Origin of the sequence: Halomonas sp. A020 (assembly GCF_027943625.1) — a bacterium.
Classification (GTDB): domain Bacteria; phylum Pseudomonadota; class Gammaproteobacteria; order Pseudomonadales; family Halomonadaceae; genus Vreelandella; species Vreelandella piezotolerans.
The window spans coordinates 3,230,818-3,252,611 of the sequence record NZ_AP022850.1 but is presented as its reverse complement, the minus strand read 5'-3'; the positions used below and the strand labels follow the sequence as shown (position 1 = coordinate 3,252,611).

At 56.1% G+C, this 21,794-nt stretch carries 23 protein-coding genes; 11 read left to right on the top strand and 12 right to left on the bottom strand.

Going from position 1 to position 21,794, the window contains the following annotated elements:
* Window positions 1-143: 143 nt before the first annotated feature.
* The 4 genes from metH to FRH_RS15285 all read left to right on the top strand — a co-directional run bounded on the left by metH (window position 144) and on the right by FRH_RS15285 (window position 7,475).
* A complete protein-coding gene (gene metH, locus FRH_RS15300) occupies window positions 144-3,821 on the top strand; it encodes a methionine synthase (protein ID WP_281997211.1) in 3,678 nt (1,225 codons plus the stop codon).
* Between the two features lie 11 nt (window positions 3,822-3,832).
* Window positions 3,833-5,167 carry an MATE family efflux transporter gene (locus tag FRH_RS15295; RefSeq protein WP_281997210.1) on the top strand — a complete coding sequence of 445 codons (1,335 nt, stop codon included), beginning with the start codon at window positions 3,833-3,835 and terminating at the stop codon, window positions 5,165-5,167.
* A gap of 120 nt (window positions 5,168-5,287) precedes the next feature.
* Window positions 5,288-6,946, top strand: a complete 1,659-nt coding sequence (locus tag FRH_RS15290) for a nitrite/sulfite reductase (protein WP_219863727.1) — start codon at window positions 5,288-5,290, stop codon at window positions 6,944-6,946.
* A complete protein-coding gene (locus FRH_RS15285) occupies window positions 6,933-7,475 on the top strand; it encodes a DUF934 domain-containing protein (protein WP_139527618.1) in 543 nt (180 codons plus the stop codon). The genes FRH_RS15290 and FRH_RS15285 overlap by 14 nt, the downstream gene beginning before the upstream one ends.
* Window positions 7,476-7,530: 55 nt before the next feature.
* On the opposite strand, the gene smrA is transcribed toward FRH_RS15285, so the two are convergent.
* Window positions 7,531-8,121 (bottom strand): DNA endonuclease SmrA, encoded by a 591-nt coding sequence (gene smrA, locus FRH_RS15280; RefSeq protein WP_139527620.1) that lies wholly within the window; start codon window positions 8,119-8,121, stop codon window positions 7,531-7,533.
* 134 nt (window positions 8,122-8,255) lie between these two features.
* Between smrA and FRH_RS15275 the strand changes: the two genes are divergently transcribed.
* From FRH_RS15275 to FRH_RS15265, 3 genes are read left to right on the top strand one after another with little or no spacing between them, the layout of a single operon-like run.
* Entirely contained in the window at window positions 8,256-8,792 is a 537-nt protein-coding gene (locus FRH_RS15275; protein WP_281997209.1) for a gamma-glutamylcyclotransferase family protein, read from the top strand.
* Between the two features lie 8 nt (window positions 8,793-8,800).
* The gene (wrbA, locus tag FRH_RS15270) at window positions 8,801-9,430 is read left to right on the top strand and encodes an NAD(P)H:quinone oxidoreductase (protein WP_219863725.1); all 630 of its coding nucleotides are present in this window, start codon (window positions 8,801-8,803) and stop codon (window positions 9,428-9,430) included.
* Complete coding sequence (locus FRH_RS15265) at window positions 9,427-9,822, top strand: DUF2069 domain-containing protein (protein ID WP_219863723.1); 396 nt, start codon at window positions 9,427-9,429, stop codon at window positions 9,820-9,822. Before wrbA ends, FRH_RS15265 begins: the two co-directional genes overlap by 4 nt.
* A 6-nt stretch (window positions 9,823-9,828) precedes the next feature.
* Here the strand turns inward: FRH_RS15265 and FRH_RS15260 are convergent, their stop codons facing one another.
* A complete protein-coding gene (locus FRH_RS15260; protein ID WP_281997208.1) occupies window positions 9,829-10,515 on the bottom strand; it encodes a cytochrome b/b6 domain-containing protein in 687 nt (228 codons plus the stop codon).
* Window positions 10,516-10,699: 184 nt separating this feature from the next.
* On the opposite strand from FRH_RS15260, the gene pdxH reads away from it, so the two are divergent.
* Window positions 10,700-11,344, top strand: a complete 645-nt coding sequence (pdxH, locus tag FRH_RS15255; RefSeq protein ID WP_139527629.1) for a pyridoxamine 5'-phosphate oxidase — start codon at window positions 10,700-10,702, stop codon at window positions 11,342-11,344.
* A gap of 69 nt (window positions 11,345-11,413) precedes the next feature.
* On the opposite strand, the gene FRH_RS15250 is transcribed toward pdxH, so the two are convergent.
* Window positions 11,414-14,161 carry a bifunctional acetate--CoA ligase family protein/GNAT family N-acetyltransferase gene (locus FRH_RS15250; protein WP_139527631.1) on the bottom strand — a complete coding sequence of 916 codons (2,748 nt, stop codon included), beginning with the start codon at window positions 14,159-14,161 and terminating at the stop codon, window positions 11,414-11,416.
* 106 nt (window positions 14,162-14,267) lie between these two features.
* On the opposite strand from FRH_RS15250, the gene FRH_RS15245 reads away from it, so the two are divergent.
* Together FRH_RS15245 and FRH_RS15240 are read left to right on the top strand one after the other, a co-directional pair.
* Entirely contained in the window at window positions 14,268-15,209 is a 942-nt protein-coding gene (locus FRH_RS15245) for a histone deacetylase family protein (protein WP_139527633.1), read from the top strand.
* Window positions 15,210-15,278: 69 nt separating this feature from the next.
* The gene (locus FRH_RS15240; RefSeq protein ID WP_281997207.1) at window positions 15,279-15,911 is read left to right on the top strand and encodes an XRE family transcriptional regulator; all 633 of its coding nucleotides are present in this window, start codon (window positions 15,279-15,281) and stop codon (window positions 15,909-15,911) included.
* Between the two features lie 14 nt (window positions 15,912-15,925).
* Here FRH_RS15240 and FRH_RS15235 read toward each other — a convergent pair whose 3' ends face one another.
* The 5 genes from FRH_RS15235 to FRH_RS15215 all read right to left on the bottom strand — a co-directional run bounded on the left by FRH_RS15235 (window position 15,926) and on the right by FRH_RS15215 (window position 18,126).
* Entirely contained in the window at window positions 15,926-16,276 is a 351-nt protein-coding gene (locus FRH_RS15235; protein ID WP_281997206.1) for a TusE/DsrC/DsvC family sulfur relay protein, read from the bottom strand.
* 3 nt (window positions 16,277-16,279) lie between these two features.
* On the bottom strand, window positions 16,280-16,582 hold the full coding sequence (gene tusB, locus FRH_RS15230) for a sulfurtransferase complex subunit TusB (RefSeq protein ID WP_281997205.1): 303 nt from the start codon (window positions 16,580-16,582) through the stop codon (window positions 16,280-16,282).
* A complete protein-coding gene (tusC, locus tag FRH_RS15225; protein ID WP_219863842.1) occupies window positions 16,583-16,948 on the bottom strand; it encodes a sulfurtransferase complex subunit TusC in 366 nt (121 codons plus the stop codon).
* 11 nt (window positions 16,949-16,959) lie between these two features.
* Complete coding sequence (tusD, locus tag FRH_RS15220) at window positions 16,960-17,349, bottom strand: sulfurtransferase complex subunit TusD (RefSeq protein ID WP_139527643.1); 390 nt, start codon at window positions 17,347-17,349, stop codon at window positions 16,960-16,962.
* A gap of 96 nt (window positions 17,350-17,445) precedes the next feature.
* Window positions 17,446-18,126 (bottom strand): Bax inhibitor-1/YccA family protein, encoded by a 681-nt coding sequence (locus FRH_RS15215; protein ID WP_139527645.1) that lies wholly within the window; start codon window positions 18,124-18,126, stop codon window positions 17,446-17,448.
* 160 nt (window positions 18,127-18,286) lie between these two features.
* Between FRH_RS15215 and FRH_RS15210 the strand changes: the two genes are divergently transcribed.
* A complete protein-coding gene (locus tag FRH_RS15210) occupies window positions 18,287-19,063 on the top strand; it encodes a dienelactone hydrolase family protein (protein ID WP_281997204.1) in 777 nt (258 codons plus the stop codon).
* 90 nt (window positions 19,064-19,153) lie between these two features.
* On the opposite strand, the gene FRH_RS15205 is transcribed toward FRH_RS15210, so the two are convergent.
* The 4 genes from FRH_RS15205 to FRH_RS15190 all read right to left on the bottom strand — a co-directional run bounded on the left by FRH_RS15205 (window position 19,154) and on the right by FRH_RS15190 (window position 21,749).
* Window positions 19,154-19,324, bottom strand: coding sequence for a hypothetical protein (locus FRH_RS15205; protein ID WP_239295758.1), 171 nt, complete (start codon window positions 19,322-19,324; stop codon window positions 19,154-19,156).
* Window positions 19,325-19,426: 102 nt separating this feature from the next.
* Window positions 19,427-20,410, bottom strand: coding sequence for an aldo/keto reductase (locus FRH_RS15200; RefSeq protein WP_281997203.1), 984 nt, complete (start codon window positions 20,408-20,410; stop codon window positions 19,427-19,429).
* 39 nt (window positions 20,411-20,449) lie between these two features.
* On the bottom strand, window positions 20,450-21,484 hold the full coding sequence (locus tag FRH_RS15195; RefSeq protein ID WP_239295760.1) for a hydrolase: 1,035 nt from the start codon (window positions 21,482-21,484) through the stop codon (window positions 20,450-20,452).
* Window positions 21,485-21,566: 82 nt separating this feature from the next.
* On the bottom strand, window positions 21,567-21,749 hold the full coding sequence (locus tag FRH_RS15190; RefSeq protein WP_139527652.1) for a hypothetical protein: 183 nt from the start codon (window positions 21,747-21,749) through the stop codon (window positions 21,567-21,569).
* Window positions 21,750-21,794: the final 45 nt, after the last annotated feature.

Here is a 21,794-nt window from a genome sequence, read left to right as displayed (position 1 = left end):
AAGCCTAATAGAGAGACTGCAATAACTTCACGCCCACGTTTGCTGCCCTACAGGGTGCCCTTTGGTATGATAAGCCCCGCTCACCTATCGACGACTATAAAAAACATCCTTTCCGACTGCGACGCTGGAGAATGTCCCCTGCCATGGCTGCTAGTGATTTGACTGCTTCCCTCACCCATCGCCTTTCCCAACGCATTCTCATTCTGGATGGCGGTATGGGCACCATGCTGCAGAATGCCCAACTCAGCGAGGAGGATTTCCGCGGAGAACGCTTCCGCGCTTGGCCATCGGATCTGAAAGGTAATAACGATCTACTTGCGTTGACCTGCCCCGATGTGGTCGCCCGTATCCACCGCGACTATCTGGAAGCGGGCGCAGACATCCTGGAAACGAACACGTTCAACAGTACTCGGCTCTCTCAAGCCGATTACGGCATGGAAGACCTGGTGCCGGAACTCAACCGCGAGTCGGCTCGCCTGGCGCGCGAGGTGTGCGACGCCGTGGCGGCGGAGACCGATGTCCCGCGTTATGTGGCCGGGGTGCTGGGGCCAACGTCGCGCACGGCGTCGCTTTCGCCCGACGTCAACGACCCCGCCAAACGTAACGTCACCTTCGACGAATTGCGTGACAACTATTACGAAGCGGCCAGCGCTCTGATCGAAGGCGGTGCCGATTTGATCATGATCGAAACGATTTTCGACACGCTCAACGCCAAAGCCGCCATTTACGCCCTCGAGGAGTTATTCGATGATCTCGGTCGTCGTTTGCCGGTGATGATCTCCGGCACGATCACCGATGCCTCGGGCCGCACGCTGTCCGGCCAAACGACAGAGGCCTTTTGGAACTCCGTGCGTCATGCTAACCCGCTGTCGGTGGGCTTGAACTGCGCCCTGGGGGCCGAGGAGCTGCGCCCCTATCTGGAAGAACTCGCCACCAAAGCCGATACGTTCGTCTCTGCCCACCCTAACGCGGGTTTGCCGAATGAGTTTGGCGAGTACGACCAAACTCCAGAAGAGATGGCGGCGATCGTTGGTGAGTTTGCCCAGAGCGGCTTGGTCAACATCATTGGCGGCTGCTGCGGCTCGACGCCTGACCATATCCGCGCCATTGCCGAAGCCGTGCATTCTATGGCGCCCCGTCAAGTGCCTGAGCGCAGCAAAGCGTGCCGGCTGTCGGGTCTCGAGCCGTTCAACATCGAAGCCGACTCGCTGTTCGTCAACGTAGGCGAGCGCACCAACGTCACCGGCTCTGCTCGCTTCAAGCGCTTGATCGTAGAGGAAGATTTCACCACGGCTCTAGAAGTGGCTTTAGAGCAGGTCGAAAACGGCGCGCAGATCATCGACATCAACATGGATGAGGGGATGTTGGAGTCGCAAGAAGCCATGGTGCGCTTTTTGAACCTGATCGCAGGCGAGCCGGACATCGCCCGCGTGCCCATCATGATCGACTCCTCGAAGTGGGACATCATCGAAGCGGGCCTGAAGTGCGTTCAGGGCAAGGCAGTGGTCAACTCGATCTCGCTCAAGGAGGGGGAAGCCGCCTTCCGCGAACAGGCCACCAAGTGCCGTCGTTTTGGCGCCGCTATTGTCGTCATGGCGTTCGACGAAGAGGGCCAGGCCGATACGTTTGCGCGCAAGACCGAGATCTGCGAGCGTGCCTACCGGCTGCTCGTCGACGAGATTGGCTTCCCGCCAGAAGACATCATTTTCGACCCTAACATCTTTGCCATCGCCACGGGTATTGAAGAGCACAACAACTACGCCGTCGATTTCATCGAAGCCACCCAATGGATTCGTGAACACCTACCCCACGCCATGGTCTCTGGGGGCGTGTCCAACGTGTCTTTCTCGTTTCGAGGCAACAACCCCGTGCGGGAGGCGATTCACTCGGTCTTTTTCTACCACGCCATTCGTGCGGGCCTCACCATGGGCATCGTCAACGCGGGGCAGCTCGCAGTCTATGACGACCTGCCCACCGAGCTGCGTGAAGCCGTCGAAGACGTTGTGCTCAATCGCCGCAGCGACGGTACCGAGCGATTGCTGGAGATCGCCGATCAGTACAAGGGCGACGGCAGCGGCGCCGCCAAGAAAGAGGATCTTGAGTGGCGCAGTTGGCCGGTCAACAAGCGTATCGAGCATGCGCTGGTGAAAGGGGTCACCGCATACATCGAAGAGGATACCGAGGAAGCCCGAGCCCAGGCGGAACGTCCTATCGAGGTGATCGAAGGTCCGTTGATGGATGGCATGAACGTGGTCGGCGACCTGTTTGGGGCGGGTAAGATGTTTTTGCCCCAGGTGGTCAAGTCCGCCCGTGTCATGAAGCAGGCGGTGGCGTATCTGATTCCCTTCATCGAAGCGGAAAAAAGTGAGGACACTCAGGCCAAGGGCAAAATCGTGATGGCCACGGTCAAGGGTGACGTCCACGACATCGGCAAGAACATCGTCGGCGTGGTACTGCAGTGTAACAACTACGAAGTCATCGACCTGGGCGTCATGGTACCGACCGAGAAAATTCTCCAGGCCGCCATCGACAACGATGCCGATATCATCGGCCTCTCTGGTTTGATTACCCCGTCGCTGGACGAGATGGTACACGTTGCCAAAGAGATGCAGCGCCGCGGTATGAACCTGCCGCTGCTGATTGGCGGCGCCACCACCTCAAAAGCACACACGGCGGTGAAAATCGAACCGCAGTATGAGCACCCCGTGATTTATGTCACCGACGCATCTCGCGCCGTGGGCGTGGCAGGCAGACTGCTAGCCCCCAATTTGAAGTCGGCCTACGTGGCCGAGATCCGTGAAGAGTACGAGAAAGTCCGCGAGCGCAACGCCAAACGCCGCCCCAAAGCGGCAGACCTGGACTATACCCAGGCGCGTAAACGACGCTTTCGCACCGATTGGGTAAATCACACGCCCGCCAAGCCGAATACCCTGGGTCTGATGACCTTCGACGATTACGACCTGGACGACTGGACGCCCTTCTTCATGAGTTGGCAACTTGCCGGGAAGTACCCAAAAATCCTCAATGACGAAGTGGTGGGCGAAGCCGCCCAGAGCCTGTTTGCCGATGCGCAAGTGATGCTACGCAAATTGATCGATGAACAGCGCGTGCATGCCCGCGGGGTCATTGGTTTATGGCCCGCCAACAGCGTGGATGACGACGTGATCGAGGTCTACGCCGATGAGAGTCGCACCAAGGTTATCGAGCGTTTGCACCACATCCGTCAGCAAACCACTAAGGGCCGTGACGGTATCTGCTACAGCCTGGCTGATTTCATCGCCCCGAAAGAGAGCGGCAAACCCGACTGGATTGGGGGCTTTGCGGTGACCACCGGACATGGCGTGGATGAACTCTCCAAAGCCTACGAGGCCGCCGGTGACGATTACAACGCCATCATGGTACAGGCGCTGACCGATCGGCTAGCCGAAGCCTTTGCCGAACGCATGCACGAGCGGGTGCGTAAAGAGTTTTGGGGCTACGTGCCCGAAGAGGCGCTGGATAACGATGCGCTGATTGCCGAGAAATATCAGGGTATTCGCCCTGCCCCCGGCTATCCTGCGTGCCCTGACCATACTGAAAAAGCGACGTTGTTCCGCCTGTTAAACGCCACGGAGAATACTGGCCTAACGCTCACGGAAAACTTTGCTATGTGGCCAGCGGCCGCCGTGTCGGGCTGGTACTTTGCGCACCCCCAGTCGAAGTACTTCTCCACCGGCAAAATCACCCGAGATCAGGTCGAGGTGCTGGCCGAGCGCAAGCAGATGCCGCTGACCGAAATGGAGCGTTGGCTCTCGCCGGTGCTCTCTTACGACCCTAGTTGATCGACTCATCCATGACGCCGGTAGTGCGCCGTCAAGGTAAGGTCATGCGTTTGGCCCTTCCGATCATGTTGGGCATGCTTTCTCAGAGCGTGCTCAACTTGATCGATGCTGCCCTAGTGAGTCATCTGGGACAAGAGGCGTTGGCAGGGGTCGGACTCGGCGGCTATGCCATGTTCATGATGACAGCGCTGGTGTTCGGTCTCTCTTCCAGCGTCCAGTCGCAAACCGCCCAGGCAGTAGGTGCCAATCAAAGTTGTCTTACACGTCCCCTAGGGTCCGGGTTGGTCATTGGTGTGGCTGTCGGTTTACCCATCTCTTGCATCGCTTGGTGGCAGGCGCCGGAGCTCATCCGATGGATTGCTCCCTCGCAAGCGGTCACGCACATTGCCGTCGACTACTTTCGCTTGCGGATCGTCGCACTGACCGCCATCGCGCTGACGCTATGCCTGCGCGGCTACTGGAACGGGCGACAGCAAACGCACCTCTACCTTCGTATCATCGTCGTCGTCCACACAACTAACGTTGCACTGAGCGCGGCTCTCATTTATGGGGTCGCTGGACTGCCAGGCTTAGGGGTGAACGGAGCCGCCATCGGTACGACCTTGTCACTGCTCTTGGGACTGGGGATCTGGGGAGTCATCACGTGGCGACAGTGTCAGCCAAACGCGCTTTCGATACCCTCCTGGCAGAGCATTTTGTCGACGCTGACGCTAGCGTTTCCCCATTCGCTACAGCAGCTTTGGTTTGCCGCTGGTTATGTCGTGCTCTTTTGGCTACTGGGTAAACTCGGCACGCCGAGCGTTGCGGTCGGTCATGTCTTAGTGAATCTATCTCTTCTGCTGATTCTACCAGGCGTGGGCGTTGGAGTGGCGGCCATGAGTCTTGTCGGCGAGGCGCTGGGCCGTGACGATCGGCAGGCGGCACACCGCTGGGGCATTGACGCCTTGAGCGTTGCCGGTATGCTGCTGACTGTTTTAGCGTTACCAATGCTGGTGATACCCGACACGATTCTAGGCATTTTCTTTACCAATGAAGCGTTGGTTCAGTTAGGGAGACTGCCCCTGCAAATTACGGGCCTGATGATCGTGTTCGACGCCGCCGCGCTAGTACTGGCGCAGGCGTTGATGGGCGCTGGTGCTCAGCGTACCGTCATGCTGCTCACGCTAGGGATGCAGTGGCTACTCTTTTTACCCCTGGCGTGGTGGGTCGGTATTTGGCTCGGTTACGGGTTAGTCGGGGTCTGGTTGACACAGCTCTTTTACCGGCTGATCAACTCCACTGGCTTTTTATGGGTGTGGCAGCGCCGCCGCTGGTTAGTCCATGACACTCACTCGCAGTTTAAATAGCATTTAACGATAAAAAGATAATTATATATTCTTTTGTAGAATATGACGCCCGCGTTAGAGTGACGGTATATTACCGTCCGTCTTGACGTGACCATTTCGCTTTTAGCAGGATCGTGCCACATGTACCGTTATGATATTCACGACCAAACGCTGGTTGACGAGCGCGTAGCGCAGTTCCGCGATCAGATGGAGCGCTACCAAGCCGGTCGTTTGGGAGAAGAAGAGTTTCGCCCGCTGCGGCTGCAAAACGGCCTGTACATTCAAAGGCATGCGCCGATGCTACGTATTGCTATACCTTACGGTATGCTGGCGGGCCATCAGCTGCGTGCTTTGGCCGAGATCACTCGCCGCTACGACCGCGGCTACGGCCACTTCACCACGCGACAAAACCTGCAGCTCAACTGGCCTGCACTGGAAGACGTGCCGGATATCTTGGCCGAGCTGGCCAAAGTGCAGATGCACGCCATCCAAACCAGCGGTAACTGTATCCGCAATACCACCAGCGACCAGTTTGCGGGGATTGCCAACGACGAAGTCGAAGACCCGCGCCCTTGGTGCGAGCTGATCCGCCAGTGGTCTACCTTACACCCCGAGTTTGCTTACCTGCCGCGCAAATTCAAAATTGCCGTCAGCGGCGCCGCCCAAGATCGGGCAGCGATTCAGGTTCATGACATTGGCCTGCGCTTGTGGCGCAACGCTGACGGCGAGCTTCGCGTCAAAGTATTGGCGGGTGGCGGTTTAGGCCGCACGCCGATGATTGGCGACGTGGTGCGTGAGGACCTGCCCTGGCAGCACCTGCTGACCTATCTCGAAGCGTGCGTGCGGGTTTATAACCAGTTCGGTCGCCGTGACAACAAGTTCAAGGCGCGTATCAAAATATTGGTGAAGGCACTCGGTATCGAAGAGTTCCGCCGACGTGTCGACGAAGAGTGGGCGCATTTGAAAGATGGCCCCCAGACACTGAATCAAGCCGCCGTCGACGCGGCCAAAGCGCACTTCCCCGAGCCTGAGCGCCGCTCGGTGGCCGACAGCTCGGTGGAAGCGTTCGATCAACTGCGTCGTGACAATCGCAGCTTTGCGCGTTTCGTCACCAATAATGTGACCGACCACAAAGTGCCGGGGTATAAAGCGGTCACACTGTCGCTGAAGCGCCGCGAGCATGCTCCAGGTGACGTGACTGCCGACCAGATGGACGCCGTGGCCGACCTCGCCGACCGCTACAGCTTTGGCGAAGTGCGGGTGACTCACGAACAGAATTTGGTGCTATCCGACGTGCCAGTCGACGAGCTCGAAGCGCTTTGGAAAGAACTGGATGCCCTGGGAATGGCCAACCCCACTGTAGGCACGCTGAACGACATCATCTGCTGCCCTGGTGGCGACTACTGCAGTCTTGCCAATGCGGTCTCCATTCCCATTGCTCAGGCGTTACAAGAGCGCTTCGAAGATTTGGATTTCCTGTACGACCTGGGGCCCCTGGATCTCAACATCTCAGGCTGCATGAATGCCTGCGGACACCACCACGTTGGCCATATCGGCATTCTTGGCGTGGATAAAAAAGGCGAAGAGTATTACCAAGTCTCGATTGGCGGTAATTCAACGGATGACGCCTCACTGGGTAAAATTCTGGGCCCCTCTTTCTTCCGTGAGGACGTGCCGGGCGTGGTCGAGAAGGTGCTCGAAGTTTACGTAGCCGAACGTCACGAAGATGAGCGCTTTCTGGATACGTATCGCCGTATTGGCCTAAAACCCTTCAAGGAGCGTGTTTATGCCCAGCAATGATACCCAAGTCGAGGCAATGGAACAGACCCCGGTCCACGTCGATCACTTGATCGACAACGGCGAACTGGCCGCGGAAAATGCTTGGTGCGTCTCCTACGATGCGCAAACACTGCCCGAGCAGCGCCCTGCCTTCGTCCCCCTTGCGCTATGGCAGAACAACCAGGCTGATACAGAACTGGCACCGCTGCTAGCGAGCGACACAGAGCTCAACGCTGAGCTGGCTAGTGAACTAAAGGCAGCACCCGCCGTCGCCGTCGACTTCCCCGCTTTCACCGACGGGCGTGGGTACACCATTGCCCGCCTACTCAGAGAACGTTACGGGTTTACGGGAGAGATACGTGCGGTAGGTGACGTTCTGGTCGATCAGTTGGATTACATGCGTCGCTGCGGTTTTTCGACCATGGCATTACGAGATGATCAGCACCCAGAAGATGCTCTGCGCGCCCTCAATGCGTTTAGCGTCCGGTACCAGACCGACGTAGAAGTACGCCAGGCGCTCTTCGAAAAGCGTTTAGCCACTACCCACTAAAGACAAGCTGCATCGCTAACGCCGACAAGGGCATGCCTTTGTCGGCGTTTTTTGTTTAGCCGCGCCGTTTCTGCTGGCGCTCGCGATTATTGGCTTTAGCACGGTCGCTTTTGCGTAGCATGATCCAGGTAGCGCCGAGCCCGCCTTCAGAGGGCTGGGCCGACACGTAAGCCTGCACCTCATCGAACTGAGCGAGCCACTTGGCGATATAGGAGCGCAACACGTTGGCCGGGCTGTCCACCTCCCGCCCTCGCCCATGAACGACCATTACCGAGCGGAGGTCGTGGGCATAGGCCTCCTGAATAAAGGGAAAGAGCATGCGTCGACACTCTGCTAGCGGTCGGCGAAGCAGATGAAGCTGGGCTTGCACGCTGTATCCGCCATGCTTCAATTTGTCGACCACCCCTTGTTGAATACCTTCACGGCGAAACTCGATAGGATCGAAAGGTGGCAGTAAATCGACGAAATCGTCCGAGAGAAAGTTACGCTCATCCAAACGCTCTTCGGCGCTTTCGCGTCTGGCCAACTGTGCTTCCGATGGCCGCTGACGTTGGGGACCTGTATCTGCACGATTGCGCTTTGGCAGTGGCTTCACATCACCCACTAACGCGCGGAAGTCCATTTCATCACGAAGTGACTGGCTCATAACAGGCTCCTCCGATAGGGTCTAGGCCTAGACAGCGTAATGTATCTTAGCAAAATCACCGACACTGCTTAAGACTTGTCTTATCACAGGCCGTTCTGCACCCTATACATCTACCTATCACCAAGGAATGAGATATGAGCTGGGGAAAGCGATTAAGCGTCGGGTTGCTGGCTGGCGCGGTAGGCGTGACCGCTTGGCTCTGGCTGACCATGCTCAGCCCATGGTTCTATGAACGGCCTGATGAGCTGCCCACGATCGAACAGCGCACCCACCAAGTATTCGTTTACGGCACGCTGCGTTATTGGCCGGTTCGTTGGATTGTCATGGGAGACTCAGGCTCGCCAGAGCCGGCACGCCTGGAAGGGTTCGAGCGTCATGGATTGGATCTCTCGCCGAGTGATCATAGCCATGTCGATGGTCTATTGTTGACCGTGTCACCACGCGCGCTCGAGCGCCTCGATCGTTATGAACGGCTCGGCATTCGCTATGAGCGCGGCATTCGCTATGAGCGCATAGAGCAGACACTGGCCGATGGCACCACCGCGTGGGTTTATGTTCGGCTTCCGGAAGTCAGCCTGATCGATAGCGCTCCTGCCTATGGGATAGCTCTGTTACCATATGAGGCGTTGCCAGTGACCGCTCAACGCCTGGTCGCTCTGCCCACCAATTAGGATACGTCATGAGTGAAGCCACGCCTTTTGTCTTGATTCTGTATTACTCCCGTTCAGGAGCTACGGCAGACATGGCCCGCCAACTAGCAGCGGGCGTCGAGAGCATTCCCGGTATAGAAGCGCGACTGCGCACGGTACCTTCGGTTTCCCCCACCTGTGAAGCCGTCGACCCCGAGATTCCCGCTGAAGGGGCAGTCTACGCCGACCTGAACGATTTACGCCACTGCAGCGCACTGGCGTTGGGTAGCCCTACGCGCTTTGGCAATATGGCCGCGCCACTCAAGTTTTTTCTCGACACCACTAGCAGTCTTTGGATGAACGGCGCGCTAATCGACAAGCCCGCCTGTGCGTTTACCTCGACGTCTAGCTTGCATGGCGGCCAAGAAAGCACGTTGCTGACCATGCTGGTGCCACTTTTGCATCACGGTATGGTCTATGCGGGCATCCCCTATAGCGAGACGGAATTACTGAGCACTCAGCATGGCGGCACGCCTTACGGGGCCAGCCATGTGGCTGGCACACGCAGTGACCGACCGGTTGACGAGCACGAACGAGCGTTGTGCCAAGCACAAGGAAGACGGCTCGCCAAACTCGCGTTAGCCTTACATAAAATGCGCCAGGAGACGTCGTCATCATGAGACAGTGGTTAGAGACGCTGGAAGAGAAACACGGACTCGACACGTTGACGCGACAAGCACGACTGTTAGTGCTCGTCAGTTTTGGCGTGCTGCTTCTGCTGGTGATTTATCGTGGCTTCTTCGTACAGGGCGAAACGTTCAATTGGCGACCCGTGGTGGCGTTCATTTTGCCTTTGGTGCTGTTCTTGCCATCGATCATTGGTCAACGTGCCCGTGGGCACGCTTGGCTTGCCTTCGTCAGCTTGCTCTACTTCACCCAGGGTGTGATGTTGGCGACCTTGCCAGAACAGGGAATGAGAGGCGTATTAGAAGCGCTTGTATCGCTGGCGCTCTTTACGGGCTGCATGGGCTACGCGCGCTTTCGAAGCCGACAACTCCGTCTTAACGGTTAAACGATATCAATAAAACCATAGCCAGCCACTGACGCCTGCTGCGATCAGCAGCGCCCCAACGGCGTAGCAAGTTTGCCTGCGCGACGAGACGGGTTTTGCGTCGACGGGCTGGCTATGAAACCTTTTCACTCCCGTCAACATGGCGGGAATGAGCCGCTCGCCTTGTAGCGTGTGCCAAAGTAGCCCTGCGACATGCAAACCAATCAACACTAACAGTAGATCGCTATTGAGTGAGTGTAACTGAGCGAGCAGATCGCCCATGTTAGCGCCTAACACACCGTAAAGCGGTGCCTGAAAGAAAATATCATCGCTCAAGAACAGCCCACTCAACGCTTGAAATCCAAGCGACACTAGCAACAGCACGACCATCCACCCGCCGAGCGGATTATGGCTGGCGTAGGGAGATGCGCGCCGTGTCATTAGCGCTTTGGTATAGCGTGCGGTAGTCCTAGGGCCATATACGAACGTACTAAAGCGAGCATAAGGGGTGCCCACCCAGCCCCAGATCAAGCGAAAAACGAGTAACCCAATGATCAAATAGCCCGCCTGAGCATGTACTTCCAGCGGAAATAGAAAGGGCTGACCCATGGTTTTAGTGGTGTAGAAAGAAATAATCACCGCTGCCAGCAGGGACCAATGAAACAAGCGGATGAACGCATCCCATACGGCTATGCGTGTCGTGCGGCTCTGCATCGCGCTATCCTCAATCTTCGTACGGGTATATTTTCGCATTTATGGCAATATTCTCATAGAAGGATTCCGCGAGCGCTCCAACGCTGTGTCACTGGGCCATCCTGAACGAACAACACTTGAGCTTTAGCGTTAGACCAGCGAACATGACCTCAATGTAATTTATCACCTCAGGGGAGCTTCACCGATGACACGTAACATTGCCGACGTCAGGCGTGACTATGAGGGCGGGCGTTTGGACGAAACGCACACCTCCGACGACCCATTCGTGACGTTCGATGAGTGGTTCAGTCTGGCCCTTGACAGCGAAGGTAAAGATGGCAATGCCATGACGCTCTCTACGGTCGACAGTCAGGGTCGTCCCCATGCACGCGTTGTGCTGCTGAAAGGGTTCGACGAGCGAGGCATGGTGTTTTTCACCAACTATCATAGCCATAAAGGTAGCGAGCTGAGCAATGTGCCCTATGCCGCTCTCACCTTTTGGTGGCCGTCTCTATCACGTCAAGTGCGGATAGAGGGCCCGGTGGAGCAAGTTTCCGCCGAAGAGTCGGATGAATACTTTGCCAGTCGCCCACGCGGTAGTCAGCTCGGTGCTTGGATTGCCACCCAAAGCGTGGTGATTCCTGACAGGAACTGGATCGAAGAGCGTCAAAAGCGCTTCGAACAAGCTTATGAAGGCCAGGATATTCCCCGCCCTATTCACTGGGGAGGCTATCGGGTAAACCCGGAAATGATCGAGTTTTGGCAGGGGCAGCCCAGCCGCTTGCACGACCGACTGCGCTACGAACGGCGCGACGGCGGTGAGTGGAGCCGCTTCCGTTTAGCGCCCTGATGCCCAGGCGCAAGACGTAACACTCAAACGGTCTGCGGGTGACAAGCCACAGACCGTTCATTGGAAGGGTCAATCCGGTTGACTCTCCAAACGATGGCGCTGCCACTCGCTGTCGGGTTCATTCAGGCGCAGTACGGCATCGATCACCTGCTCTTCCATATTGTAACGGCAACGAAAACCAAGATGTTTCATCAACGCTCGCATGGGGTGATTATCCACCATGATTTTACCGATCATTTCGAGCGTGCCGATACTGGTGCAGTAGTCGATCATTTTCTTCATCAGTAGACTGCCAATGCCCAGTCCCTGAAGATCATCCCGAATGATCACGGAGAACTCGGTGCGGATATTGTCAGGGTCGTTCCATACCCGAACCACCCCCAACATCTCCTTACTGCCATCATCGTGCTGATGCTCGGCGATGAATGCCATCTGACGGTCATAGTTGATATGCGACAAAATCGACAAGTCGCGCTGGGTAAGGTTCGACTTGTTATGGAAGTAGCGGAAACGGATGCTCTCCTCTGAGAGCTGCCGGTGAAAGGTGGTGATCAGTGGTGCATCCTCTGCGCGGATGGGTCGCACTTCTACCTGCCAGCCATTTTTCAACGTCACCCACTGACGAAGCTCTTCCGGGTACGGCATGATCGCAAAACGCGCGGGGTGCCCCAGATCCATGGCAAAATCCACTGCCAACATACCGTCGCGGTTCAACAGCAATGGATTGAGCTCCAGGCCACGTAAATCGGTCAAATCCGACGCCATTTGGGAAAGTTTGACTAGCAACTGGCATAGATGCTGGATATCCCTCTCTGGGTCGGCGGAGTGCTCGCGGATCAAAGAGGCCGCGTGGGTGCGCCCCACGACGTCGGAGGCGAGGCTCATATTGAGCGGGGGCAACGCCACCTGCCGGTCAGCCAACACGTTGACCTTATACCCCCCAATACCAAACACGATCAGCGGCCCAAATACCGGGTCCCGGGTGATGCCTGCACAAATCTGCATCGAATGTTTGCCCCGCTGCATCGGCTGCAAACAGTATTCGCGGATGGCATGCTCGGGAAATTTCTCCTGCACTTTATCGCCTAATTGCCTCACCCCGTCGGCGACTTGTTCGGGCGTCTCTAAATCTTGCAGTAACCCAGCGGAAATCTTATGCGGATGCTTGCGGTAGCGATACGGCCGACAGTTTCCTTCGTGAACCACTTTCAGCGCCTTTGGTCCTGGAAAGCGTTCGGCGACCACCAAGGCTTCTTCTGGTGAGTTCACGTAGGCGCTGGGGGCAGTGGGTATACCATAAGCTTCCAATACTTGGGCGGTTTCAGAGTGAGCGAGAGTTTGGCGGCCCTGTTCTTTTGCTTGCTTGATCAGCGCACGACACTCGGCGCGAATCTCTGGGCTCGTGGAAAACGGCAGGCTGGGCGGTATTTCATGCAGCAACGCCTGAACGCGCTGATAATCCACCATATGCATAAAGGCCTTCACCGCTTTTTCAGGTGACGTATAGGTAGGAATACCCGCGAGGTTGCAGACATGTCGCGCATTGAGCGCCTCTTTCAAACCCATCCAACTCGTGAGTAAATTACGTTTGAAAGAGCGACGGTGATCGATGAGCGCTTGAGCCGTGACCTGGGAAGGCGCTAAACGTGTAGGTGCATGAACGACTAGGACGGCATCGACGTTCGGGTCAGCGGTGACGATTTGCAGCGCCTCAACAAACCGCTCCGGAGTCGCGTTTCCGCCCAAGTCCACCGGGTTTTCGCCGGGCTTGCTCATATCGACTTGACTTTTATGTAACGCCGCTTGGGTTTCGGGGCTGAATTCAGCCAGCTTGCCACCCGCGCTAATTAACTTATCGATGGCCAGCATGGCAGGCCCAAGTCCATTGGAGACGATTGCCAAGCGATCACCGCGTAGCGGTTTCATACGTGACAGCGTTTCTAGGGCATCGAGCATTTCATCCGAATCGTTGACACGCACCACGCCGGCACGTGCAAAAGCGGCATCGAACACGACATCGCGATTGGCAATGCCCGGCGTGGGCGGCATACCAGATATGTCCGACTGAGCGGTGCGACCACTTTTAATCGCCACCACGAGTCGGTTGCGTGAGGCATCCCGGACAGACGTCATAAAGTGCTGGGCATCCGTCACCCGCTCGAGATGTAGAAGAATCGCTTGCGCAGGCGAATACTGATTGACGTAGTCGATGAGATCCGGCAATAACACATCGACACTATCGCCAACGGTAATGAGGTGAGAGAAGCCCACATCTCGGCCCGCTGCCCAGTCGATCATCGCATTGGCCAGCATTCCTGATTGGCCTAGATATGCTACGCGCCCCGCCTTGATCGGCTGGCTGGCATACGAAGCATTGAGTTTTTTTCCCGGTACGATTAGCCCCATACACTCCGGGCCTAGAACGCGGATGCCGGATTCACGGGCAGCCTGCAGCATGCGCTGGCGTATCGACCCCTTGCTGCCCTCCTCACGGTCTAGGTACGCACCCCCGGAAAGCACCAAAGCCGCCTTCACACCGTACTTACCCAACTTTTTAATCAGTCTGGGAACGCCCTCAATGGGCGAACACACGACGGCGAGATCAGGAATGTCGGGCAGTTCCTCCACTGTACGTACGCAATCTACGCCAAACACCTTTTCATAACCTTTCAGGTTAACGGCCCAGAGCTTGCCTCTGAATTGGCCATCTTGCAGGTTGCCCAACACCAAACCACCCAAAGATTCTGGCTTTTCAGAGGCACCGAACACCGCCACCGAGCGAGGTTCGAAAAAATGATGCAGAAAGCGTGTGCTCACTATGCGTCTCCCTCTGACATGAATGACTAATGTGTACGACTTATTGACACTGTCGCGCAAGCCCTCGAGGCGATTAAGGTGATGCTAACGTTACCGGAGCGCTCGAATGATCACTGCCTACCTTACCCACCCCGACTGCGTATTGCATCATATGGGGCCAGAGCACCCTGAAAGCCCCTTGCGGCTAGAGGCGATTCGGGCGCGCCTGTCACTTTCTGGACTGTTACAGCAAACCATGCAGGGCGATGCCAAAGAGGCGAGTGACGAGGCGTTGGCCAGGGTTCATCCTTTGCGCCACCTTCATGCCTTGGAGAAATGCCTGCCTAGCGAAGGAATCGTGACGCTGGATAGCGACACCATGATGAACCCGGATAGCTTGAAAGCAGCGCGTGTAGCCGCAGGTGCCGTCATTCGCGGCGTGGATCAGGTGTTCAAACGGCAAGCGGATAACGTCTTTTGCGCCGTGCGCCCCCCCGGCCACCATGCCGAAGCAGCCGATGCCATGGGCTTCTGCTTTTACAACAACATTGCCGTGGGGGCCGCCCATGCAAAAGCAACCTATGGTGCTAGACGGATCGCCATTCTCGATTTCGATGTTCACCAATGCAACGGCACCATCGACATTTTTAAGAACGATCCAGACGTGCTCATTTGCACCAGCTTTCAATACCCGTTTTATCCTTGGCGTTACTTGCGCAGCGAATGGCAAAATGTGGTGAATACACCGCTGGAAGTCGGTACCGGCAGTGAAGAGTATCGACGAGTCATCGAACGTCATTGGCTCCCCGCACTGCATGCCTTCAAACCCGACCTGGTAATGTTATCGGCAGGGTTCGATGCTCATAAAGAGGACCCAATGGGCGATATTTGCTTAGAAGATGAAGACTTCTATTGGGTAACGCACCTGGCCATGGAAATTGCGGCGCTTTATGCCGACAATCGCGTCGTGTCCGTACTAGAGGGAGGTTACAATCCAACCTCCCTTGCCAGCAGCGCCGAGGCGCATATCAAAGCGCTTTTGGGACTCCCCTTCACCGATGCTCCCTAGTGGCGCCCTGAGCGCAAGAGCTGTGGTACCATGCGGCGTTCATGTTGCCCTCTACCTCACGTGACCGTTATGACCGCCACTTCTGAAGAGCACGCAGCGCTGCGCATCGCGTCAGGGCGAAAGCCGTTCGTCGAACCACTACGGTTGGGCGAACGGCTCAAACAGATTCGACTAGCTAATCAATGGACGCTGGAGGACGTGAGCCAGCGTACCGGTATAGCTCGTTCTACGCTTTCTAAAATCGAGAACGACCAAGTCTCGCCAACGTTCAGCGTAGTACAGAAGCTAATGAGCGGTCTCGATATCGATCTACCGCAGCTTTTTACGCCTCCCAAGCGCGAGCGCTACACCATGGGACGTCGCGATCTGACGCGTAGAGGAAAAGGCCAACTGCACCCTACCCCAACCTACGAACATGAACTGCTGGGCCATCAGCTCGCGCAAAAGCGCATGATCCCATTTAAAACGATCGTTCGAGCACGCAGCTTTGACGAATATCATCAGTGGGTACGGCACGATGGCGAGGAGTTTTTAATGGTACTGCACGGCGACATCATGCTTTATACGGAATTCTATGCACCGTTAGTGCTAGCGGAGGGGGACAGCATCTACTTTGACAGTGACATGGGCCACGCCCTAGTCTCTACCAGCCAAGAAGATGCGGTCGTGCTATCAGTATGCACTCGCGGCGATCTGGTATAACCCTGTTCAGTCGGCTATAGACAGTTCGTTGGCTTAGGTAACCCAGCAATACGAGCCAAACGTTTTGGCGGGCTGCCGGGGAATAAACGCATTAAATAGACCGAGCGCCCTTTTTCCTCGCCTAGGGCTTGCTTGGTGGCTTTGACTAATGGGCGCATCGCCGGCGCCATTTCGTAGCGCGTATAAAAATCCCGAACCACACGAATGAGCTCCCAATGCTCCTCCGTCAGTGCTAGCCCTTCATCCGCAGCTAATAATGCGGCAACACCATCGTCCCAGTCGCTTTGCTTAACTAAATAGCCCTCAAGGTCAATTTTGATTTTTTTATTTGCATCAAGATAACGGTATAAATTTGTATCGTTCATTAATCAGTACCAAGATAAAATCTTCGTATGCTGCTCGGTCAACGCAACAAACCCTCTCATATCCAGCCATCGATCTTGAGACACGGGGAAAGCTGGATACACACCCCGAGATATTGCGTCTTCTTCCAATATAAACACGCGGATATCATTTTCCAGGTGCCAGCCCCGCCAATTAACGTGCAGTAACGCTTGAACGGCATCTTCGATGAGCAAAATACTATCGCCCTCGGCAATGGTGAGGAGCATCTGTTCTGCGGGCTCGCTATGCGTGGGCTTGTTCAAAATATGTAACATGGCGCTGCCCATTCAAAAATTCATCACTTGAGAGTGGCGATGTAACAACTCGGGCAACCCCGCGTCGGCCACTACAGTCGCCCCCTCTACTAGCTGGTCGACTTGCAAGTGCAGCGCATCCAGCGCGCTTTGTGGCACTAACAGTTGATCGATGTCGTACATCTCCAGCATATCGATGGTCGGTAGCGTCGCTTTCTGCCCTGGCGCACCCGTTTTTTGCTCTTTTAGCAGGGCCAGTACGCCCTGCCCAAGAAACAGTAGACTGACCGTTTGGCCAAACGCGGCCGCTACCAAAGCCACGTCCAGCCCCTCTCGCAGGGCATTGGAGCTATACGGCGCATGACGAATGATCACCAGCCGCTCGTTTTCATGACTCATCGTACTGCTCCCTACGCAAAGGTGATCACACGATCGCAACGCTGTTGAAGGGCGAGCAATTGCCCCAGGCCGGTCAATTCGAACGGCGCTTGTAGGTTGAAGTGCGTTTGGCCATGGCGCTTGGCCTCGGTCTCGCTCATTATCCCCCGGCGCAGCGCGGCAGCAATGCATACTTCCAGTGCAACGCCATGCTCGTGGTGCAACGCAATCCACGCATCACGCATGTTGAGTTCGTCTTGTGGCGGAGTCATTAACTGTGAAGCGTTATGAACTCCCTCTTGATAGAAGAAAATTCCCGCCACTCGGTGACCTGTATCAATGAGCGCCTTGGCAAAGCGAAGTGCCGAGTGCGGTGCTGCACTGGCGTAAGGCGCGCCCATGACCAATAAGCCGTACTCCATTGTATCGTCTCTTACTGAACCCGTGAAAAAAAACAGACCCTACCTAGTAGGGTCTGTTGGGGATGCCGCGTCAAGTGACAGCCTGCATGCTAACGATCAGTCGTTGCTCATGATACCCAGAATAGAGAGCAGGCTGACGAACAGATTGTAGATAGAGACGTAGAGCGTCACCGTGGCGAGGATGTAGTTCGTTTCACCAGCGCGGTGCACGATTTCACTCGTTTGATAGAGGATCGCGGCAGACGCAAATAGCACGAAACCTGCAGACACCATTAGCGACAGCGCGGGGATGTTGAAGAAGATACCCGCCACCATGGCGAGGATCAGCACGATGGCACCCGCCATCAGGAAATTACTCAAGAAGCTGAAGTCTTTTTTTGTCGTTAGCGCCACAGCAGACAGGCCAATGAACGTCAGGCCGGTCATGGCCAAAGCGTTCATGATCAACGCGCCACCGTTTGGCAGCGTTAAATAGGCAGAAATAATCGGCCCTAGGGTGAACCCCATGAAACCCGTAAACGCAAAGGTTGCCAGCAGACCTGCTGCGGAGTTGGCGGTCTTGTGGACCAAGAACATCAAGCCATAAGCCCCAATGAAGAACACGAAAATGTTCATCTGCTGGATACCCATGGCTACAGAGGCGCCCGCCGTGACAGCCGAAAACAGCAGTGTCATGGCCAAAAGAGCGTAAGTGTTGCGCAACACCTTGTTGGCACTAGCGCCGCTCACCACACTCTGGGGTTGCGTTCTCGCCGTGTTCGAATCGTTAAAAGCCATGTATCTATGCTCCCTAGTGGTCATACTATCAACGGACAAGGATGCCGTTAGCTAGTTCCAGACGCAAGTCTTAGTCTTCCACGCTAAACATCCGCGTTCGTGTCTCTCCTTTCGATTGGGTTGACTATGCTTTAACTCCTACACCCACTTGGACAGATCCATGCGCCATAAAATTCCTACTTCATTTACTTGCTTCGGTCTTTTGACACTCGCGTCGCTGTCGTTCGCCACGACGGCTAATGCGTATACGCCCAGTGGAGAGGACGTTAGCTACGATGTAAACGGCGAACGTTTCGAAGGCTACTTCATCTCAGGGGGCGACAACGCCAAGGGGAGCGTCATCATCGTCCACGATTGGGACGGTATAGATGATTACGAACGACAGCGCGCCGATATGCTTGCAGAGCAAGGATACGATGCGTTTGCCGTCGACCTATTTGGGGCAGGCAATCGTCCCCAGGCCACTGAAGACAAGCAGGCAGCCACACAAGCCCTTTATCAAGACCGCGAACGCATGCGAACGCTGACACTGGCAGGGCTCGATCAAGCACGAGCATCAGGCACCGCCACACAGGCGGTCATCATGGGGTATTGCTTTGGGGGTGCAGTCGCCCTAGAGATCGCTCGTTCGGGCGAAGCCAACGATATTGCTGCTTACACGAGTTTCCATGGCGGACTAGACACACCCGATGGGCAAGCCTATTCAAGTGACACGCCGCCGATTTTCATTGCTCATGGCGGTGCTGATGAGGCAGTGAGCCTAGACGATGTGGCAACTCTAGCGGAGGAACTGGAAGCCGCGGGAGTGACGTATGAAGTCGGCATCTATTCGGGTGCACCGCACGCGTTCAGTGTCTTCGGCAGCGATCGTTACCACCCACGTGCCGATGAGCAGTCCTGGGCAACGTTCAATCAGTGGCTAGAAGAGATGCTGTAGACACACGGTAGAAGGTCACCGAATAAAAAAGGGTAGCTGATGCTACCCTTGTTCGATGCCCGAAGGCTCGGCTTTTATGCCATGAAATGCTTACAGCAGCGGCGGCTCGTGATCGTCGCCATCTTCTTCTTTTTGCGGTGTGACGACCGTCGACGTGACTTGGCGAGCATCTTGAGCGTTATAAAGACGCGCATCGATAATACTCAGCACGCTTAACTGTGCAAACAACACCGCAAAACAAACGATTAAGCCTTTTAACATGGTCGTGGCCCTTTGCCAGACGAAACGCTCGTCTGAATGATGAGAATAGTAGCGCAGGGCCAATAGAAAGCAACGCGGCGCTCAAAATAAATGGCGCGTCTACTAGGCGAATTCTTCGGTATCGATATCCGCCTGCTGTGCTTCGTTGTAGCGCGCGCCAGCGACATCGTTGGGACGCATCATTTCGTTGAGCAGCGCAAGGTCTGGCTCGCTCAACACCAGCTGTTCGGCTCGTAGATTTTCCCGCATATGGATGACAGAGCGCGTACCGGGAATCGGTACGACATGGCTCCCCTGCGCTTTTACCCACGCCAACGCCAACTGGGCGGGAGTGACCTCCAAGCGGCTTGCCACGGCCGTGAACTGCGCCAGCAGCGCGAGGTTATGGTGACGATTATCGCCATTGAAACGCGGCATTCCGGCGCGCATGTCGCCCTCGGTAAAGACGGTATCGGCATCGATGGCGCCGGAGAGAAACCCCCGACCCAAAGGGCTAAACGCCACCAGCGCCGTCCCTAGGATTTGGCACGTCTGGCTCAAGGCGATCTCGGGATTACGTGTCCATAGCGAGTATTCGGATTGCACCGCCGCAATGGGATACTCGGCGTGCGCCTTACGCAGCGTGTCGGCCGAAATTTCTGAAAGACCGACGCCCCTGATTTTTCCCTCCTCGACCAGCCGCCCCAGTGCGCCCACACTCTCTTCGATGGGCACTTGGCGATCCATACGATGAAGGTAATAAAGATCCAGGTGATCGGTTTGCAAGCGCGCCAGGCTCTCTTCACACTGCCGGCGCAGCGTCTTGGGCCGCCCGTCGATCACTCTTTTGCCGCTCTCTGGGTCCATGGCCATGCCGCATTTGCTAGCCAAGAAGAATCCTTGCCGTTTGGACGCGAGCGCCTTACCCAGCAAGCGCTCGTTAGCCGTCGCACCATATAGCGTGGCCGTATCAAAATGGCGATATCCCATTTCGAAGGCCTCGTTAAGTGCTCGTATGCCCGCTTGCTCGGGCACGTGTTGCCCATAGCCATGGGATAAATTCATACAGCAGGCCACTTCTTTCAAACGATCATAAAACGCTGACATACCACTCCTCACTCAATAGGCAGACCATCAATAGAAAGATCACGACGCTATCGTCTGCCTGGACTGCAAGATTGCACAAACAGGCACCTGTGTCCCCAGCCAATCCGGCAAGCGGTGTTCGAGATAATATCGCGGCCGCCAAGGGGCGCCCTCGATGAAACCAACATGGCCGCCACTGGCCCAGAGTTCCAGCGTCACACACTCTGGTATCATATCGGCCTCGGGTACGCTGTGCGGGTAAATGAAGGGATCGTCTTGGGCGTGCACGATCAGCGTCGGCACTTGAATGGCTGATACGAAGAAGGCGCTACTGCAGCGTCGGTAATACTCCTCAGCGCTGGCAAAGCCGTGCAAAGGGGCCGTGACGCGACCGTCGAAATCCCAAAACGTTTCCATTCCGTCCAACGTTTCCAGAGACGTCAAACGCTCAAGCTCTTGCTCTCGGCCCTGCGTACGGAAAGCTCTCTGTTTGGATTCCACATAATGACGCAAACCGCGTAGAAATCGCGCCTGGTAAACCCTCGAGAAGCCATGGCGAATTCGTTCGGCACAGTGGTCCAGCCGAAACGGTACTGATACCGCCACGGCGGCTCGGAGCATGCTTTGGCTGCCTGTCTCACCGAGATATTTCAACAGCACGTTGCCGCCTAGGGAGTAGCCCACGGCCACGAGCGGCTTATTCGGATAGCGTGCGGCTAACTGCGTGACGATATCGGCAAGGTCTTCGCTGGCACCGGAATGATAACCACGGGCTCGATGATTGGGTTCGCCGGAGCAGCCGCGCCAATTGACCGCCACACTTTGCCAACCCTGCTCGGCCAGCGCCTGCTGCTGGCCTAGAATGTACAGCGATGACGAGCTCCCGGTGAGGCCATGGAGTAGAATAGCGCAGCGCGTCGCTTCCCCTCGTGGCCCGTACCAGTCCAGATCGATGAAATCGCCGTCCTCCAGTGTGATACGCTCTCGATGACGCTGGAGCCGAGGCGTGGCTCGAAAAAGAGGGCTATACAGCGTTTGCAGATGCCCGCCGGGTAGCCAACGCGTTGGACGAAAAGTGAAAGGGGAAGAGCGCATGCCATGAGTACCCGCCGAGAAAATCGTCGATCAGCTTAGCAAATTTTCGATAAAAAACGGCGGTTGAGCGCTCTTCTCAGTTCTAATCGTCGACATCGACTTTACGTAAATCATCGACGGCCACCCCGCTTGGCAACTCCTCTGGTGATGCAGGCAGCCAAACCGGTGATAGATCACTATCTTCACGACCGTCTTTATGGGTATGGCCAGGAATGCGATACACCACCTGCTCATGTCGATGATCCCACGCGTAAATCCTTTCCATATGCGCTCCTTGTGACTTTGAAACTTTTCGATAGGGTCATGCACG

Coding starts and splice junctions, on each gene's coding strand:
- metH (WP_281997211.1), top strand. CDS start 144: ATGGCTGCTAGTGATTTGACTGCTTCCCTCACCCATCGCCTTTCCCAA.
- FRH_RS15295 (WP_281997210.1), top strand. CDS start 3,833: ATGACGCCGGTAGTGCGCCGTCAAGGTAAGGTCATGCGTTTGGCCCTT.
- FRH_RS15290 (WP_219863727.1), top strand. CDS start 5,288: ATGTACCGTTATGATATTCACGACCAAACGCTGGTTGACGAGCGCGTA.
- FRH_RS15285 (WP_139527618.1), top strand. CDS start 6,933: ATGCCCAGCAATGATACCCAAGTCGAGGCAATGGAACAGACCCCGGTC.
- smrA (WP_139527620.1), bottom strand. CDS start 8,121: ATGAGCCAGTCACTTCGTGATGAAATGGACTTCCGCGCGTTAGTGGGT.
- FRH_RS15275 (WP_281997209.1), top strand. CDS start 8,256: ATGAGCTGGGGAAAGCGATTAAGCGTCGGGTTGCTGGCTGGCGCGGTA.
- wrbA (WP_219863725.1), top strand. CDS start 8,801: ATGAGTGAAGCCACGCCTTTTGTCTTGATTCTGTATTACTCCCGTTCA.
- FRH_RS15265 (WP_219863723.1), top strand. CDS start 9,427: ATGAGACAGTGGTTAGAGACGCTGGAAGAGAAACACGGACTCGACACG.
- FRH_RS15260 (WP_281997208.1), bottom strand. CDS start 10,515: ATGCAGAGCCGCACGACACGCATAGCCGTATGGGATGCGTTCATCCGC.
- pdxH (WP_139527629.1), top strand. CDS start 10,700: ATGACACGTAACATTGCCGACGTCAGGCGTGACTATGAGGGCGGGCGT.
- FRH_RS15245 (WP_139527633.1), top strand. CDS start 14,268: ATGATCACTGCCTACCTTACCCACCCCGACTGCGTATTGCATCATATG.
- FRH_RS15240 (WP_281997207.1), top strand. CDS start 15,279: ATGACCGCCACTTCTGAAGAGCACGCAGCGCTGCGCATCGCGTCAGGG.
- FRH_RS15235 (WP_281997206.1), bottom strand. CDS start 16,276: ATGAACGATACAAATTTATACCGTTATCTTGATGCAAATAAAAAAATC.
- tusB (WP_281997205.1), bottom strand. CDS start 16,582: ATGGGCAGCGCCATGTTACATATTTTGAACAAGCCCACGCATAGCGAG.
- tusC (WP_219863842.1), bottom strand. CDS start 16,948: ATGAGTCATGAAAACGAGCGGCTGGTGATCATTCGTCATGCGCCGTAT.
- tusD (WP_139527643.1), bottom strand. CDS start 17,349: ATGGAGTACGGCTTATTGGTCATGGGCGCGCCTTACGCCAGTGCAGCA.
- FRH_RS15215 (WP_139527645.1), bottom strand. CDS start 18,126: ATGGCTTTTAACGATTCGAACACGGCGAGAACGCAACCCCAGAGTGTG.
- FRH_RS15210 (WP_281997204.1), top strand. CDS start 18,287: ATGCGCCATAAAATTCCTACTTCATTTACTTGCTTCGGTCTTTTGACA.
- FRH_RS15205 (WP_239295758.1), bottom strand. CDS start 19,324: ATGTTAAAAGGCTTAATCGTTTGTTTTGCGGTGTTGTTTGCACAGTTA.
- FRH_RS15200 (WP_281997203.1), bottom strand. CDS start 20,410: ATGTCAGCGTTTTATGATCGTTTGAAAGAAGTGGCCTGCTGTATGAAT.
- FRH_RS15195 (WP_239295760.1), bottom strand. CDS start 21,484: ATGCGCTCTTCCCCTTTCACTTTTCGTCCAACGCGTTGGCTACCCGGC.
- FRH_RS15190 (WP_139527652.1), bottom strand. CDS start 21,749: ATGGAAAGGATTTACGCGTGGGATCATCGACATGAGCAGGTGGTGTAT.